Source organism: Streptomyces sp. NPDC003379 (assembly GCF_053589195.1).
In genome coordinates this window covers 1-14,999 of record NZ_JBSFRK010000056.1, presented here as the reverse complement: position 1 = coordinate 14,999, position 14,999 = coordinate 1, and the positions used below count along the sequence as shown (strand labels likewise).

At 69.7% G+C, this 14,999-nt stretch carries 7 protein-coding genes, 4 pseudogenes and 1 riboswitch; of the genes and pseudogenes, 4 read left to right on the top strand and 7 right to left on the bottom strand.

Features of this window, described 5'->3' with window-relative positions; all coding sequences use genetic code 11:
• Nucleotides 1-161: 161 nt before the first annotated feature.
• Nucleotides 162-1,202: a glycosyltransferase gene (locus ACWDVB_RS35210; RefSeq protein ID WP_451514289.1), complete on the bottom strand. Its 1,041-nt coding sequence runs from the start codon at nt 1,200-1,202 to the stop codon at nt 162-164.
• Between the two features lie 64 nt (nt 1,203-1,266).
• Nucleotides 1,267-2,382, bottom strand: a complete 1,116-nt coding sequence (locus ACWDVB_RS35205) for a hypothetical protein (protein WP_451514290.1) — start codon at nt 2,380-2,382, stop codon at nt 1,267-1,269.
• A 623-nt stretch (nt 2,383-3,005) separates the two neighbouring features.
• Here ACWDVB_RS35205 and ACWDVB_RS35200 point away from each other — a divergent pair.
• Nucleotides 3,006-5,309 (top strand): hypothetical protein, encoded by a 2,304-nt coding sequence (locus ACWDVB_RS35200; protein WP_451514291.1) that lies wholly within the window; start codon nt 3,006-3,008, stop codon nt 5,307-5,309.
• Between the two features lie 110 nt (nt 5,310-5,419).
• On the opposite strand, the pseudogene ACWDVB_RS35195 reads toward ACWDVB_RS35200, so the two are convergent.
• From ACWDVB_RS35195 to ACWDVB_RS35180, 4 genes and pseudogenes are all read right to left on the bottom strand, one after another.
• Nucleotides 5,420-5,771: pseudogene (locus ACWDVB_RS35195) on the bottom strand (IS701 family transposase); the annotation flags it as partial.
• Between the two features lie 36 nt (nt 5,772-5,807).
• Nucleotides 5,808-6,593, bottom strand: coding sequence for a phosphotransferase family protein (locus ACWDVB_RS35190; protein ID WP_451514292.1), 786 nt, complete (start codon nt 6,591-6,593; stop codon nt 5,808-5,810).
• Between the two features lie 234 nt (nt 6,594-6,827).
• A pseudogene (locus ACWDVB_RS35185) lies at nt 6,828-7,013 on the bottom strand (IS5/IS1182 family transposase); the annotation flags it as partial.
• Between the two features lie 57 nt (nt 7,014-7,070).
• Nucleotides 7,071-7,190 (bottom strand): annotated as a pseudogene (locus ACWDVB_RS35180) (IS5/IS1182 family transposase); the annotation flags it as partial.
• Nucleotides 7,191-7,553: 363 nt separating this feature from the next.
• Here ACWDVB_RS35180 and ACWDVB_RS35175 point away from each other — a divergent pair.
• Entirely contained in the window at nt 7,554-9,062 is a 1,509-nt protein-coding gene (locus tag ACWDVB_RS35175) for a multicopper oxidase family protein (protein WP_451514293.1), read from the top strand.
• Nucleotides 9,063-9,154: 92 nt separating this feature from the next.
• On the opposite strand, the pseudogene ACWDVB_RS35170 reads toward ACWDVB_RS35175, so the two are convergent.
• Nucleotides 9,155-9,516: pseudogene (locus ACWDVB_RS35170) on the bottom strand (IS5/IS1182 family transposase); the annotation flags it as partial.
• A 568-nt stretch (nt 9,517-10,084) separates the two neighbouring features.
• On the opposite strand from ACWDVB_RS35170, the gene ACWDVB_RS35165 reads away from it, so the two are divergent.
• The gene (locus ACWDVB_RS35165) at nt 10,085-11,332 is read left to right on the top strand and encodes a sensor histidine kinase (protein ID WP_451514294.1); all 1,248 of its coding nucleotides are present in this window, start codon (nt 10,085-10,087) and stop codon (nt 11,330-11,332) included.
• A gap of 450 nt (nt 11,333-11,782) precedes the next feature.
• Nucleotides 11,783-12,002, top strand: a riboswitch (cobalamin riboswitch).
• Between the two features lie 159 nt (nt 12,003-12,161).
• Nucleotides 12,162-14,498 carry a 5-methyltetrahydropteroyltriglutamate--homocysteine S-methyltransferase gene (gene metE, locus ACWDVB_RS35160; RefSeq protein ID WP_451514295.1) on the top strand — a complete coding sequence of 779 codons (2,337 nt, stop codon included), beginning with the start codon at nt 12,162-12,164 and terminating at the stop codon, nt 14,496-14,498.
• The last annotated feature ends 501 nt before the right edge of the window (nt 14,499-14,999 follow it).

Below are 14,999 nucleotides of genomic sequence, written 5' to 3'. Positions count from 1 at the left end.
CCTGGAACCCGTCCCTGCGCGTCGCGAGCGCCGACGCCCCGCCGACCCCGAGCACGCCGGCCACCGGCATTCCTCCGTACACGGATCTCCTTTCACTCGCTCCAGGGAGGACGGACTATCGCCCGACCGCCCTCGCCACGGCCCGGCCGGCAATGAAGAATTCACGTCGCGCACCAACGCTCCTCGCGGCGCCTGGCCATGTCCCACAGGGACCGCACATACACGGCGTGCTGGAACATGTCGTAGGCGAGTTCAATGGCGAGCGTGCCCGCGAGCAGTTGGCCCCGCCACCCCGCACCCCGTGCCGTCACGACCTTCTCCGCGACAAATATCAAGCCGATCGCGAGCCAGAAGCGCGAGAATTGGGGCCTTCCCCGGGCGAGCATCCACGCCGTGAACATCAGATAGAGGCTGAGGAAAACCACCGAGAGGCCCATGAACGCCTGGCGGACGATATACGGGGCCGTGACCCGGGTCCAGCCGTAGTCGCGTAAATTCTCCAGCGCTCCGCGCTGCCAGCGCAACCGCTGGTGCCAGAGTTTCGGCAACGTCGTCATGATTTCGGTGACCACGCCGCAGCCGGGCGGCGAGACCGTGCGGTAACCGAGCGTCCGCACCGCTTTGGTGATCTCGTCGTCCTCGGTGAGCGAGGCGAGGGAGTAATAGGACGTGCCGCCGCCGAGGTGCCCGGCGCGCCGGGCCCGTTCGATCTCGCGCAGCGTGGCCACCCGGAAGAGCGTGGCCGTGCCCGTGAGCACGTCCGCGCGATAGCCGCGCCGCGCTATCGCGCGGGCGTAGCGGTGGAATTCGATGCGCTGGAGCGCGCCGAGGAGACCGCCACCGCCCTCCCCGTAGAAGATTCCGCCGACCGCGCCGACCGTGGGGTCCATGGCGTCGATGGCGCTGGCGAGGAAGGTCGGCCACAGCGTGGTGTCGGCGTCCTGGACGAGCACCAGGTCTTCGTCGGCGAGCCCGGGCAGGGCCTGGTCGAGGGCTTGGTTGAGCGCACCGGCTTTCTTGTGCCGGTTGCCCTCGGAGGCGATGACCTCCGCGCCGGCCCGGCGGGCGATGTCGGCGGTCGCGTCGGTGCAGTTGTCGGCGACCACGACGATCCGGTCCGGGGCGCGCCGCTGTCGGCGCAGCGCCGCGATGGACGCGGCGATGCGCTCGGCCTCGTTGTGCGCGGGGATCAGGGCCACCATCCGGGGTCGGCACGTACTTCGGGAGCGGCGGCCGACGAAGAGCCTGGTACGTCGCATCGTTCGGTCAGGCGCCGGTGTGCGGCCGGATCGTGACCGTGGCGTGCCCGGTGGCGAAGACGGGGGCACCGATCCCGAGGGCTACGGTCACCGGCCCCGTGGGGGCGTCGTGGTCCACGCCCATGGCCGGGTAGACGGACGCCCACTTGCCGGGGGCGAGCTCCAGCGGGAGCGCATCGCAGGTCAGTGTGCGGTTGCCGTTGCTGAGGACGGCCGGCACCACGGTCTCCTCCGGGTCGTCGTCCTGGCGGGTCATGACGAGGCGCTCCTCCAGGAAGTAGAGGCCCTCGGGCGCGGTGAAGACGGCCGGGTGCGTGCCGATGCGGCGGCTGCCGCGGTTGGTGAGGGCGAGCACCGCGGGGTACTGCCAGATCTGCCCCTGAGCGACGGTCGCCTGGTCGGGCTTGCGCTGCTCGACGGTGAGCAGGGAGCTGCCGCCGCCGGAGCCCTCCAGCCGGACGTGGGCGAGAAGCATGCCGCTGTGGCCATCGGAGTCGGCGCCCAGGTCGGGGTGGAGCCCGGAGCGGCCGGGGTTGGCGAAGCGCACGGTCACGTGCTGGTGTCCCTCCGGCACCCGGAAGGCGAGCCGCCGCTTGTGCCAGGCGGGGTCGTTGACGCGCTCGTCGCTGTGGGAGGCGGTGCCGCCCTTGCCGGAGTAGTACTGGACGCAGTCCTCGCGCAGCAGGGTGCGGCCGTCGGTCTCGACCTCGACCCGCAGATACGTGGGCCGCTCGATGCCGTGTCCGGGCCAGAGGTTGTAGCCGTGGTAGAAGGACAGCTCGTACGCCTGGCCGCCGGTGGCCTGGACGGTCTGCTCGATGAAGCCGAGCGTGCCGGGCCCGTTGATGTCGATGACGTTCTCGGTGCTGGCGAAGGGGTGCTGCGCGTCGTCCGGGAAGTGCCCGTCGGCGGCGCCGTTGATCAGGTCGACGGCGTCCTGGGCCTCGGCGGGGTGCTCCACCTTCCCGTGGCCGGTGTACACGCCCCAGGTCCAGCCGCCCAGGCCGAGGAATTGATCACCGTTGAAGCGGCCGGCCGCCTTGATGCCGCGGTTCCCGGTCTGCCAGTCGCTTCCCTCCTTGAAGGTGTACTCGGAGAAGCTGCCGTTCTTGATGAGATTCATGACGGTCCTCGTTCGTCGGTGATCCGTGTCCATCGGTCCGCGCCGGACGTATGGGCTCATGCCGCCGTGACGGGCCGCCCGCTCCCAGGAATTGATTAATTCCTGAATCAGTCAACCGGTGGCCCCTGCTATGGAATACGGGCGGGGAGGCATCGTCAACACCCCACGTGCCGTATCGCTTTGGCTGCCCAGCAGCGGTCTACCTCGTATTACCGCGAACACGCAAGTCAGCCCCTCTGCACTGCGCACCGAGTCGGCACGATGGTGGAGATCGGGCCGCCGGGAAAAGGGTTGTTGCATCGATTTTCCGTAACACCGGGCGGGTGTCAAGACCGCCGGAAACCCGCTCCCGTACAGGCCGTGCCGGGTGGTGACGGGTCGATTTCCAGCCGCCCGCCGCACACCGCGCATTGTCCGAAGAGAGAGGTAATTCTCGCCGTCCGGTATGGGTAGGCTCGCTCATGCCCGCCGGATCGGCAATTGCGTCTCTCCGCGACCAGGCATGCGCTTCGCATGGGTCCGGCTGCCGAAGCATCACGAATTCGCGCACTTTCAATTACTTCCGACCGAGGCGGTGTGCCGCGTGCGGCGGCATTCCCCGTGCGGACAGGAGAACATCAGCGATGACCACGAACAGCAAAGCCACCACCCAGGCGGCGGCGTTCCCGGACGGCACGATCATCACCGCAGCGGGCAACGGCCAGGCGGGCTTCGTCGCCGACGGCGGACCGGCAGTCGGCACCAAGCTGCACTACCCCTACGGCTTGGCGACCGACCGCTCCGGCAACGTCTACATCGCCGACACCCACAACCACCGGGTCCGCAGGATCACCCCCGAGGGCGCCATCACCACTGTGGCCGGGAACGGCGACGCCGGCTTCGTCTCCGACGGCGGGCCCGCCGTGGCCACCCGCCTCAACTACCCCACCGATGTGGCGGTGGACGGCGCGGGCAACCTCTACATCGCCGACCGGCACAACCACCGCATCCGCAAGGTGACCTCCGACGGCAACATCACGACCGTGGCCGGCAACGGCAACGCCAACTTCATCTCCGACGGTGGACCGGCCGTCGCCACCCCGCTCAACTACCCCTGGTCGGTGACGGTCGACGAGGCGGGCAACCTCTTCATCGGCGACACCAACAACCACCGCGTCCGCAAGGTCGACACCCGCGGCACCATCACCACCGTCGCGGGCACGGGCCAATCCGGCTTCGTCTCCGACGGCGGCCCCGCCGTGGCCACCAAGCTCTACTATCCGTTCGGCGTGGCCGTGGACGGCGCGGGCACTCTCTACATCGCGGACCGCTACAACCACCGGGTCCGCAAGGTGACCCCCAACGGCAACATCACCACCGTCGCCGGGAACGGCAACGCCGGCTATGTCGCCGACGGCGGCCCCGCGGTCGCCACCTCGCTCCACTATCCGGCCGGCGTGGCCCTGGACTCCGCGGGCAACCTCTACATCGCGGACACCAACAACCACCGCGTCCGCAAGGTCAGCACGAACGGCACCGTCACGACCGTCGCGGGCACCGGCACCGCCGGCTATGTCTCGGACGGCGGGCCCGCGGTGGGCACGCACCTGTACCACCCTCACGGGGTCGCGGTGGACCGCTCCGGCAGCCTGTTCATCGCGGACGGCTACAACCATCGCGTCCGCCGGGTCTACGGCGTGGCCACCGTGGTGCCTCCGACACCTCCCGTGGCCGATCTGTACGGCAAGGTCGTGGCGCCCGCCTCGGTGCCGCGCGGCCAGGAGTTCGACCTCGGCGCCCAGGTCCGCAGCCGGGGCCCCGCCATGGTCGACGGCGACCTCGTCACCGTGGTGCTGAACCTGCCGTACGAGCTGGTCGGCGCCGCCGGTCCGGACGCCGGGGAACGGCGGCTCGCCCGCACCTTCGCCGGCGCCCAACTGGCCCCCTTCGGCGCCTCCCTGGACGGCGTCTTCCGGGTGATGGCGCCCGCGTCCACGCAGCCGGGGACCTACGAGGCGACGCTGGAGATCCAGTACGGCGGCGACCTCAACCTCAAGGACAACACCTTCACCCTGCCGATCACGGTCACCGTGCCCGCGCCGATCGCCGACGAGACCGCGCTGACGGTCTTCCAGGAGGTCGTGCCCGAGAGCGCCCCCGGCCAGACCAGCCGCTGCAATCTGCGCTTCCTCGCGCCCACCGGGCAGCCGGTCAACCCCGGCGTGATCATTCAGCGCTACACCGCGCCCACCGGCTTCGTCTTCACCGGCCAGCCCGTCTTCGTCTACCACGGCACGGTGGAGGGCGTGGTCTCCGGAGCCCTCGACCACGAGGTGTACGACTCCGGCCGCACGCTGATCATTCGCGGCAACCCGCATCTGAACACCACGGCGAGCGACACCGGCAGCCTGGTCTACACGCTCCCGATGCGCGCCACCCAGGAAGCGACGGCCGGGCTCAAGAGCGACGGTTCGGCCAGCGTCGGTCGGCACGCGCCGATCCAGCTCGTGGGCAGGGTCATCGGGTCGAGCACCGGCCTGTCCGCCAGCGTGGCCCAGTCCCGCCCGGAGAACGCCACCGTACGGCCGGGACAGCAGTGGGTGTACCCGGCGGTGTTCACCGTCACCAACACCGGCACCCGCACGATCGGCACCCAGCGTTTGGTGCTCACCGCCCCCGAGGGCCTGCGCTTCACCCAGGACCAGTTGGCGATGTCCCGGGAGGGCGGGAACCAGGAGATCGTCAGCCCCGCCGAGCGTTCCAACGGCAACCGCACGCTGACCTGCCGCGAGGTGGCGTTCGACCTCGCCCGCGGCAAGTGGGCGGTCCTCTACCCGGAGATGGAGGTCGACGAGGGCGCCGAACCGGGCACTGTGCGGGTCGGTCTCGAACTCGGCAGCCCCGCGATCGCCTCGGGCCTCGCCACGCTCACCGTCGAGGACCGCTAGCCGCCTCCGGGAGCTTGCCCGGGCCCGGCCCTGAACCAGCGACCATGACGCTACGGCACTCGTCCAAGGCCTGTGGCTGCCCGCGGCAACTGCCGCGGGCAGCCGTCCTCCTACTGCCCGGGCAGCTTCGCCAACGCTCCCTCCGAGGAGGGCCTGAAGCTCGGGTGGCGGGTCTTGGTTGGGGCCGGTGGGGGGGTCGGCTCCCCTCCCCCTCTCTGTGTGCCCTCGTCGGAGCAGGGCTCCGGTGCGGTGGCATCCAGCGGTCCGGGCGGGGCGGGGCGGACCACTGGTCCCAGCAGAAGGTGAAGACGCAGTTGACCAGGGTCTGGTGGCGGCGGATGACGCGCGGTCGGAGCGGACTGGGAAGTCGGCCCGGCCGAGCTCGTCCTTGATCTGTTTGTAGCTCTGCTCGATCCAGGGCCGCAGCCCGTACAGCCGGACGCTCTCGGCGAGATCGGAGGGTCGGCCACCCAGGCCCGGCAGCCGAAGTCCTTCCTATCACTCCGTTGAGACTATGTACGGGGCCCGCGAGCCTCCTCGCATACGGGATCTCAGCACGTCGACCTCGCAACTCGGCGCGAACGCGTCGAAGCCGTGCTCGACCAGCCAGCGAACCGCCAGCAGGCTTCGCAACGACCACCACGCGTGGATCACGTCGAGGTCGATGTCAGTGCCGTAGCCGGCGATGACGTCGTCAAGGTGCTCCTCGTGTCCGAGCGTGAAGGTGGCGAGGTCGTACAGGGCATCGCCCTGGCCCGCCTCGGACCAGTCGATGATGCCCGTGACCTCGTCGCCGTCGACGAAGACGTGCGCGATCTGCAGGTCGCCGTGCGTGAACGCCGGAGTCCACGGCCGGAGAGCGGCCTCGGCGACCTGGCGGTTGCGGGTGGCCAGGTCCGCGGGCAGGACGCCGTTCGTCACGAGCCGCTCGCACTCGTCGTCGAGTTCCGCCACCAGCGCGACGGTGCTCCGGCCTGCCCGGCCGGGCCGGGGCGGCAGCGGCGCGTCGTGCAACTTCCAGATGGCGGCGCCCGCCGCGGCCCACGCCGCCGGCGACCCGGTCGACGGCTCACCGAGGCGCCCAAGCGTCGTCCCCGGAAGCGCGGCGATGGCGAGCACGGGCGGCTTGCGCCACAGGACCTCCGGGGTGGGGACCGGCGCGAGGGACATCGCCTCGACCTCGACATCGATGCGCGCCTGATCGGCGTCCACCTTCAGAAACACGTCACCGACGCGCAGGGTCGCGCGCTCGGAATGCGCGACGACGACTTTGACCTCATCCATGGGTGACCAGTATCCCGGGGACGATCACCGACGTCGCCGGGTTTCTCACGTGCGATTATGTGGCTGACCGCGTCCCGCCTACCTTGCGGCCTCGTGCCTCAACAGCCGCCCACGCAGAACGCTCGGCTGGGAAATCCCAGGCGAGCGCCTCGCTAAGAGGTTCTGACGAAGACATCTCACGGAGCTGGGCGTTGGACGTATCGGAGGGGGAGTCAGGCAGGCGGCGAGGCCGCCGAGGAAGGCTTCGTAGATGTCGTTGCGTCGCTCCCAGCGGACGCGCAGACGGCGGAAGCCGTGCAGCCAGGGGATCGTGCGCTCTACTACTCAGCGGAAAATACCCAGACCAGAGCCGTGTTCGACGCCTCGTTTGGCGATGACCGGGCGGATGCCGCGCTGCCAGAGCAGGCGACGGTACGCGGTGACGGGCGTCGTCGGCCGACCAAGACGCAGACCCGATGCCCTGCTCGCCGACCGCGCTGCGAGCGGGATGCCCTGGCCGTCGATGCGACGTGTGTTCGCTGCCCGGCCGCGCACGGTCGACCGGGCTGGGCCCACTTTTGGGCCTCGCCGGGCCGCCCTGACGTGGGAGGAATCGATCACCGCCCGCGACCAGTCCAGCCTCTTCATCGAGGTGGGCTGATTCAGCGGCAGACTCGCCTGGTGACTCAGAGCGGGCCGCCGAGGCCTTCATCGGCCTCCCGGACAGCTCTCGCAGGAGCGCGACCGCCATCACTCTCGCCCAGGCCGAGCTCGTGATGAAGCGGTGGGCGGCATATGGCGGGGAAGCTCTCGGAGGGCGCTCCTGTCGGGTCTCGGACGATGCTCGCAACGGGTCGAGGTGATCACGCAGGCCCAGCTGATCTAAGGGTCGGATCCCTGAGGGCCTTCGGGGTCCAGGTCGGGGCTAGATCGGGGGCGTTCCCCGATGTCTCGGGCGGGGCTCGTCGCGAAGCTTGAAGCATGTCCCCACTCAAGCGCTTCCTCATTGTGTTCGGCTCGTTCGTCACCGTCGTGGCGCTGGCGACCGGCGGCGGAGTCCTGTGGTTGTGGAACGACGCCAAGGTCAGCACGGTCGGCGAGGAGCAGTTCGACAACGAACTGTCGGTACCTCCGCTCGCGAAGTCCCGCGTGGGCAGGGACGGCACCCGTGTCTTCGACCTGCGGATGCAGGCGGGTGAGAAGGAGTTCGAGGCCGGCCGGAAGACATCCACTTGGGGTTTCAACGGCGACTACCTGGGGCCGACGCTGCGCGTGGAGCGCGGCGAGAAGGTCCGCGTGCGGATACGGAACGGCCTGGATGAGGCGTCGACGGTGCACTGGCACGGCATGCACCTACCCGCGAAGATGGACGGCGGCCCGCACCAGATGGTCAGGCCGGGCGGCAGGTGGAGCCCGCAATGGACCGTGGACCAGCCTGCATCGACGCTCTGGTACCACCCGCATCCGCACGGCGCGACGGAGAAGCACGTGCAGCGCGGCCTCGCGGGGATGTTCCTTATCGACGACAAGCAGTCGGCGCGGCTCACACTGCCCAAGAAGTACGGGGTCGACGATCTGCCGGTGATCGTGCAGGACGTCAGGTTCGACGGCGCGAAGTTCGACCACAGTCACGACATGATGCGCCACGTCGGCTTCCTGGGCGACCGGACCATGGTCAACGGCACGCTCCGCCCGTACCAGAAGGTCGGCGACGAACTCATCCGGCTGCGGCTGCTCAACGCCTCGACGGCCCGCACGTACGACTTCGGCTTCCCGGACGACCGCTCATTCTCACTGGTCGGCACAGACGGCGGTCTTCTCGAGCAGCCGGCCCGCATGCAGCGGATACAGCTGTCACCCGGCGAACGGGCCGAGATCGTCGTACGCATGGAGCCGGGCGAGAAGACCGTCCTGCGCAGCTTCCCGCAGGACAACTACGGGGGTTCGTGGGAGCAGCGGTTCAGCGGGGGCGACGACTCCTTCGACGTCCTGGAGCTGCGGGCCGCGAAGCAACTGCGCGCTTCTGGCGACATTCCGCAGCAGCTGGGTGAGCTGGAGGTTCCTGACGGCAAGAACCCAGCGCGCGGGCGGTTCTTCGACCTGAAGGAGTCCGGGATCAATGGGCGCGCGATGAAGATGGACCGAATAGATGAGACCGTCACGCGGGGCACCACCGAGACGTGGACTGTCCGGAACCACAACGGCATGCCGCACAACTTCCACGTGCACGATGTCCAGTTCCGGGTGCTCAAGGTGAACGGCGAGGCGCCACCGCCCGAGCTGCGCGGGGCCAAGGACACGGTGTTCCTGCCGAACGGCACGACGATGAAGCTGGCGATGCAATTCGAGGGGCCGGCCGACCCGGATACCCCGTACATGTACCACTGCCATCTGCTGGCACACGAAGACGGCGGAATGATGGGGCAGTTCGTCGTCGTGGAGAAGGGGCAGCAGGCAGGCACACCCTCACGAGGACACGACAGCCACTAGCCCTGCGCGCAGGTGCCTGCGTATCTCGTTCTGGGCTGGCGCCTCCGAGCTTGCAGCTCCCCCAAGCTCCACAGGGACCGGGTTAAAAGGCTCTAGCGAAGGAGTTGGACATGTCGGTGGGTGATCAGGCAGACGGCGAGGCTGAGGAAGGCTTCGTGGAGGCCGTCGTGCCGTTCCCAGCGGATGCGCAGGCGGCACAAGTCGTGCAGCCAGGCGATCGTGCGCTCGACGACGTAGCGAAAGATGCCCCCAGGCCCAGAGCCGTGCAGCTGACCGCGTTCTACGATCACGGGGCGGATTGCGCCTGCCAGAGCAGGCGGCGGGACTTGTCGTGGTCGTAGCCGCGGTCGGCCCGCAGCGCATCAAGCCGGTGCCGAGGTCGGCCCACCAACCCGGCAACGGCAGGATTCTTGTCGGGCAGCGGCAACAGTTGGGTGAGGTCGTTGCGGTTTCCGCAGGGGCTGGACGGTGCGGATCACGCGGCCGACCTCCGTGCCGCCGGTGATGGCAGCGTGCAGCCGCTGGCGCTGTCGAGGGCGACAGCGCCTTGGGCGGTGTTGAGATCGAGCTGCTGGAACGAGGTGCCGTTCGGACGTTGGCGGTCGGAACAGCCGTTGCTGAAAGGCATCTTGATCCCTGCGGTACGAAAGCGGTTCGCCGCGTCGGTGTGACTGGCAGGCCCCAGGGTGCCTCTGCCTTGCCGTGCCGTGCCGTGCCGTGTCGTGCCGTGTCGTGGCGACTCCTGCTCCGCTGACCACCGAGGCACGCGGCGCAACCTTAAGGCGCAACCTGCACCGCGAGGAGCCCGTTACGGTCCGGCATTCGCCCCGGACATCGCATGGCCGACTGACATGCGCTACCGATCAGGTTCAGCCGGGCCCTCGTCGCCACCCGAGGGTGTAGAGCACCATCAACCCGCGGCGGACAGACGCGGACCGGCACCCGCTGCGCAGCGCTGCCCACCCGCACCAGCTCCTGCCGAATCAGGGGCTGTGAGGGCACGGTTCGCTTAACCTGCAGCAATGCGGGCGGAGAATGAACGAGTGCGGCAGTACGCCGTCGATCTGGGTATCGCCGTGGCCGTCCTGGCCGTCACGCTGGTGTACGCGGTGACCCACCACACGCCGCGCTGGCCGGAGTTCGGCTCCACGGCCGTCGTACTCACTGTGGCCGTCAATCTGCCCTTGGCGCTGCGCCGCCGGATGCCCTGGACGGTTCTGTTGGTCACCAGCGCCGCCCTGGCCGCCTACACGGCCGCCGGATACCAGCCGACCGTCAATGTCTGGTCGCCGATGCTGGCCTTCCTCACCGTCGCCTCCGTGAACCCGCCCCGCAAGGCGGCGCCCGGCGCGGCCCTCGCCACCGCCGTATGGATCCACCACGCCCTCAGCGCGGGCGCGTCGTCCATGTGGCTGGCCGTCGCGGAGACCCTGGTGTTCGTCACCATCGTCTGGGGCATCGGCTACAACCAGCGTCGTCTGCGGCAGAGCAACCGGCGCCTCGCCCTGCTCACCGACCGGCTGCGGCAGCAAGAAGGAGCCCTGGCCCGCCAGGCTGTGACGGAGGAGAGACTCCGCCTCGCCCGCGAACTCCACGATGTCGTGACCCATCACCTGTCGGTCGTGTCCCTGCACAGCGGACTCGCCCGCTTCGTATGCGACAAGGACTCCCAGCAGACCCGCGACGCTCTGAGCACCATCGAGGCCGCCACTCGCCATGCCCTGGCCGATATGCGTGGCTTGCTGCACGTACTGCGCATGCCACCGGACGACGCCGACGGTCCCGGGGCGCACGCTGGTCGCACGCTGGGGCTGCAAGACGTCACCGCGCTGGCCGACTCGATGGACGCCGTCGGACTGAATGTCACGACGACCGTCACCGGCACCCCGCGGCCCCTTACGCCGCACGCCGACCTGTGCTCCTACCGGATCGTGCAGGAGGCCCTGACCAACGTGTTGCGGCACGCAGGGGTCGGCACCCGTGTCGCCCTGTCAATCGACCACGGCACCGCCGGTCTCGCCGTCGCCGTCCGCGACGAGGGCGGCCCCCGCATGGGCGCTCCCGCACCCGCACATGAGGTGCTACCGGGCGTGCGCTCAGGCGGGCGGGGACTGGAGGGCATGCAGGAACGCGCCCGTCTGCACGACGGCGAATTCCACGCCGGCCCACGCCAACCCAAGGGATACGAGGTGGTGTTCACTCTGCCCCACCCTTACCGCGCCGACGCCGACGAGGACGGCGCACGGGTACGCGGCGTGCCCCAGCCGTGAGGAGCAGGTCAGCCAAGGTCGAGGGTGGCAGCAAGGAAGGGGGCAGCCCCCTCCACCGGGCGCGCTGCCCGGCCCGTACGCACGCAGCAGCTCCACCGGGCGCTCACGGTGTTGGTCGACGAGTGACTGAGGGTGCTGCCGCGTCGGGGGCGAGGAAGTTGTCCGGGTCGGTGCAGGCCCACGTGTACTGTCGCGCCACCGCCTGAATCTCTGACCTCGCTGGCCAGCGCGCGCAGGGTGTCCGCATCGAGCGGCACCCGGTCCGCGCCCCGGCGGGGCCCAGGCCAGGGTCCCTGTCGGCCGCGTCGGCCGCGTGGGCGGTCCAGCAGGCATCTATGCCGCGCCGCGCTCCGCCGCGTCTCCTTTCCCGGTGGCACCGGGAACCGGGCGGGTATCTCATCGCGCCGTCCGGCATGTGAACAGCCGTTCCCCAGAGTCGCACCGGCCGCCTAGGGTGGCGGATGCAGCTGGTTCGCCCTGCCCGCCAGGCAGGCGCGTCGCAAGAGGGAACCCGGTGGGAATCCGGGACTGCCCCGCAGCGGTGAGTGGGAACGACCGCCGTCATACGCACTGGACCTGACAGACAGGTCTGGGAAGCGACGGCCAGTAGGTGTCTGCCCCGGCAGACGTGCCCGCGAGTCCGAAGACCTGCCACTGCCCGTGCGTGAACGCGCACGGCGATCTCGGTGACCTCGTGGGCGGGTCGGCGTACATAGCAGGCGGGAACACGCGACGACACTGCGGCGTGGTTCGCCCGGTGTGCCATTCCTTCGCGTCCTACGAGTCGTCCCCGGGGTCTTTCGGAGAGACACTCGCGAAGGAGAGTTCCGTGACAGTCAAGTCCGAGACCGAGTCCGCAGCCGCGGGAGCCAGGGCCACCGTGTACGGCTACCCCCGCCAGGGCCAGAACCGTGAACTGAAGAAGGCCATCGAGGGCTACTGGAAGGGCCGGGTCACCGCCGACGCCCTCAAGGAGACGGCCGCCGACCTGCGCCGCACCAACTGGCAGCAACTCGCCGACACCGGCATCCACGAGGTGCCCACCGGCGACTTCTCGTACTACGACCACGTCCTGGACACCACCGTCATGGTCGGCGCCATTCCTGCTCGCCACCGCCCCGCTGTCGACGCCAACCCGCTCGACGGCTACTTCGCCATGGCCCGTGGCACCCAGGACGTGGCGCCGCTGGAGATGACCAAGTGGTTCGACACCAACTATCACTACCTCGTCCCCGAACTCGGTCCCGACACCGCCTTCTCCGCCGACTCGGCCAAGCAGGTCACCGAGCTGACCGAGGCCCTCGCGCTCGGCCTCACCGCGCGCCCCGTGCTGGTCGGCCCGGTCACCTACCTGCTGCTGGCCAAGTCCGCCCCCGGTGTCCCCGCGGACTTCGAGCCGCTGACCCTGCTCGACCGGCTCCTGCCGGTGTACGCGGACGTGCTCGCCGACCTGCGGGCGGCCGGCGCCGAGTGGGTCCAGCTGGATGAGCCCGCCCTCGTCCAGGACCGCGCCCCCGCCGAACTGAACGCCGCTGCCCGCGCCTACCGTGAGCTGGGCGGACTTGCCGACCGGCCGAAGCTCCTGGTCGCCTCCTACTTCGACCGGCTCGGCGAAGCACTTCCCGTCCTGGCCAAGGCGCCCGTCGACGGACTGGCACTCGACTTCACCGGTCCTGCCGCACCAAGCCTCGACGACCTCGCGGCCGTCGGCGGGCTGCCCGGCAAGCGGCTGATCGCGGGTGTAGTGAACGGCCGCAACGTATGGATCAACGACCTGGAGAAGTCGCTGTCCACCCTCGGCACCCTGCTCGGCCTGGCCGACCGGGTGGACGTGGCCGCCTCCTGCTCCCTGCTGCACGTCCCCCTGGACGCGACGGCGGAACGCGAGTTGGACCCGCAGGTCGCACGCTGGCTGGCCTTCGCCCGCCAGAAGGCCGTCGAGATCGTCACGCTGACCCGCGGGCTGGCACAGGGCACCGACACCATCGCGGCCGAGCTCGCGGCCAACCGCGCCGACCTGGCCTCCCGGGCCGGATCCGCCCTCACCCACAACCTTGCCGTACGCGCCCGCGCCGCGGCCGTCACCGACGCCGACGGCCGCCGCTCGCAGCCGTACCCGGAGCGAGCGGCCGCCCAGCATGCTCACCTCGGACTGCCGCTGCTGCCCACGACCACCATCGGCTCCTTCCCTCAGACGACCGAGCTGCGCACCGCCCGCGCCGACCTGCGCGCCGGCCGCCTCGACACCGCCGCGTACGAGAAGCGCATCGAGGCCGAGATCCACGAGGTCATCTCCTTCCAGGAGAAGATCGGCATCGACGTCCTCGTGCACGGCGAGCCCGAACGCAACGACATGGTCCAGTACTTCGCCGAACAGCTCACCGGCTACCTCGCCACCCAGCACGGCTGGGTCCAGTCCTACGGCACCCGCTACGTCCGCCCGCCGATCCTGGCCGGCGACATCTCCCGCGCCGAGCCCATGACGGTCCGCTGGACGTCATACGCCCAGTCACTGACCGACCGCCCGGTCAAGGGCATGCTCACCGGCCCGGTCACCATGCTCGCCTGGTCCTTCGTCCGCGACGACCAGCCGCTCGCCGAGACGGCCCGCCAGGTCGCCCTCGCCCTGCGCGACGAAGTGAACGATCTGGAGGCGGCGGGCAGTTCGGTCATCCAGGTCGACGAGCCCGCGCTGCGCGAAACCCTCCCGCTTCGGGCCGCCGACCACGGCGCGTACCTGGCCTGGGCGACAGAGGCGTTCCGCCTCGCCACGAGCGGCGTCCGCCCGGACACCCAGATCCACACCCACATGTGCTACGCCGAGTTCGGCGACATCGTCCAGGCCATCGACGACCTCGACGCCGACGTCATCAGCCTGGAGGCTGCCCGCTCCCACATGCAGGTCGCACGAGAACTGGCCGCTCACGGCTACCCGCGCGAGGCCGGCCCGGGCGTCTACGACATCCACTCCCCGCGCGTCCCCAGCACCGGCGAGGCGGCCGCCTTGCTACGCCAGGCACTTGAGGCGATTCCCGCCGAGCGGCTGTGGGTCAATCCGGACTGCGGCCTGAAGACCCGCGGCTGGCCCGAGGTTCGGAACGCCCTGGAGAACCTGGTCGCCGCGGCTCGGCAAGTGCGCTCTACGCTCGCCCCCATTTCCTCCTGAGTACGAGGCTCCCACGTCCGGCATGGCGGCATGGCCGGACGTGGGGCGCCAAGCGGGTCGGCGGTCAGGGAGAGGAACCCCGTCAGCTGGAGGTCTGCGCCTGTTCAACGGCTGCGACGAACAGATGATGACCGTCCTGGGAGTCGTCGGCGCAGACTTCCCAGGCGGTGCCTTCGATGGTGGGACCGAAGTCGATCTGCTTCGTCCGCCGGCAGGGCCCGGACGTGCTGGGTGTCGCCGCTCTCGGTTTCGACGACGGTGGGTTCCGTGGTGGCCGTACGGATCGCTCCCTGTGCTTCGGGATGCAGTCGCCGCAGGCGCCTGCACCGGTTTTGTCTCTGCTCGCGTCGGGCCGATGACTGCAGGGCGGACCGATATGCCTTGATCGCCTTGGTCGTGCTGGAAAGCCGTACCCAACGAGGGTCAAAAGGACCCTTCGAGCAGGCGGGCGCCTGCCAAGCGACCGCAAAATGGCCGACGATCGCCGGTTTGGTAACCGGC

Bases quoted from the DNA above. Each gene is read 5' to 3' on its own strand.
- ACWDVB_RS35200 (WP_451514291.1), top strand. From the start codon at position 3,006: ATGACCACGAACAGCAAAGCCACCACCCAGGCGGCGGCGTTCCCGGAC.
- ACWDVB_RS35205 (WP_451514290.1), bottom strand. From the start codon at position 2,382: ATGAATCTCATCAAGAACGGCAGCTTCTCCGAGTACACCTTCAAGGAG.
- ACWDVB_RS35175 (WP_451514293.1), top strand. From the start codon at position 7,554: ATGTCCCCACTCAAGCGCTTCCTCATTGTGTTCGGCTCGTTCGTCACC.
- ACWDVB_RS35190 (WP_451514292.1), bottom strand. From the start codon at position 6,593: ATGGATGAGGTCAAAGTCGTCGTCGCGCATTCCGAGCGCGCGACCCTG.
- ACWDVB_RS35210 (WP_451514289.1), bottom strand. From the start codon at position 1,202: ATGGTGGCCCTGATCCCCGCGCACAACGAGGCCGAGCGCATCGCCGCG.
- ACWDVB_RS35165 (WP_451514294.1), top strand. From the start codon at position 10,085: ATGCGGGCGGAGAATGAACGAGTGCGGCAGTACGCCGTCGATCTGGGT.